This is a genomic window from Arsenicicoccus cauae (assembly GCF_009707125.1).
GTDB classification, from domain to species: Bacteria; Actinomycetota; Actinomycetes; order Actinomycetales; family Dermatophilaceae; genus Arsenicicoccus; species Arsenicicoccus cauae.
In genome coordinates, this window is the sequence record NZ_WLVL01000014.1 from 1 (window position 1) to 1,423 (window position 1,423).

Genomic DNA, 1,423 nt, shown 5'->3' on the forward strand with positions numbered 1-1,423 from the left:
CGCGTTGATGCTCCTATAGATCGTCAAGTCGATCAGGCCGCGATTTCGAGTTCTCCTTGGACGGGGTTGGCGACGGCGTCCGGTGCTGGCAGAAGTCGGAAGAGCTCGCGAGCGAGGTAGCGCTTCAGGCACCGGATGATCTCCCGCTTCGACATGCCCTCGGCGGTACGGCGGGCTACGTAGTCGATGGTCGGCTGGTGCCAACGCATGCGCACGATGACCACCCGATACAGCGCTGCGTTGGCCTGGCGATTCCCGCCGCGATACAGACGGTGTCGGCTGTTGGTCTTGCCAGACCCGGCCGGGATCGGACAGGCACCGCACATCTTGGCGAACGCGGCCTCGGACTTGATCCGATTGGCGTTGTCGCCGGCAGTGATCAGCATCTGCGCCGCGGTGTCGTAGCCGACGCCGACAGCCTCGACTAGATGAGGCGTCGCGGCCGCGGTGAGGGCCTTCAGCGACGCGGCGTGCGCCTTGGCCTCCTCGTGCAACGCCAGCCAACGCTTCGCCATTGATGAGAGCACGTGCCGCATCGCCAGATCGGGATCGCTGGGTACGACAACAGCGGGCGCTCCACGTCGGACGGGTGGCAGAGGGGCGGGGCCTTCCAGAGCCGCGCACGCGGTGATCAGCTTGTGGTCGGTGAGCTTCTCCAGCTCCGCGCGCAGCGCTTCGCTCCCGGTCGCAAGAGTCGCCTTGAGCGTGATGATCGCGGTGGTCCGGGCTTGAACGGCACCGTCGTAGGCGATCTTGACCAGCCTGATCGTCTCGACTGAGCCGTCGGCAGTCTTGGGTGTCGACAGCCCGTGCCCGGCGAGAAGTTGGCGGGCGGCGTGCTCGGCGTCGATGGTGTCGTTCTTTCCTGCGAGTCGGCGTTCCACCGCCCGTGCGGGCCGGGCGATCTCGTGGACGTCGTGGCCATGGTTGCGCAGGTAGCGAGCCAGGCCGACGCCGTAGGAGCCGGTGCCCTCGACGCCGAACCCGATCAGGCGTCCGGCGGGCCCGGCGAACGCCAGGCAGAACGCGAGGAGTTCCTCGAACCCGGCGATGGTGGTGGGCACGATGATGTCGCCGAGTCGACCACCAAGGCCGTCGATCGCGACCGCGACATGGTTGTCCTTGTGGGTGTCGACGCCGACGATGACATCGTCGCGGCGAAGCTGCATGCTGGGCATCGGGCTGTGGATCCTCTCTCGCATTTTCCGGCGGGCTGTCCATGGCTCAGCTGGCCGGAGTGGGCGGACAGGACTGCGATGAGGCCCTGGTCGAGTCAGGCTCCTATCAGGTCACTGCCCACCCGGCCAGCAGCCTGGTGAACGCCACCACCCAGGGCCGACACGTCAACGCGAGGGCACCCGCAGGGCCGGTCATAAGCAAGGGTCAGACCCCAGGTGGTGGCGCAGACACGATGCTCGCAGTC

General features: G+C 67.0%; 1 protein-coding gene. It reads right to left on the reverse strand.

Annotated elements, in window-relative coordinates:
- Window positions 1-32: 32 nt before the first annotated feature.
- Window positions 33-1,178 (reverse strand): IS110 family RNA-guided transposase, encoded by a 1,146-nt coding sequence (locus GGG17_RS02735; protein WP_154592267.1) that lies wholly within the window; start codon window positions 1,176-1,178, stop codon window positions 33-35.
- Window positions 1,179-1,423 lie beyond the last annotated feature (245 nt).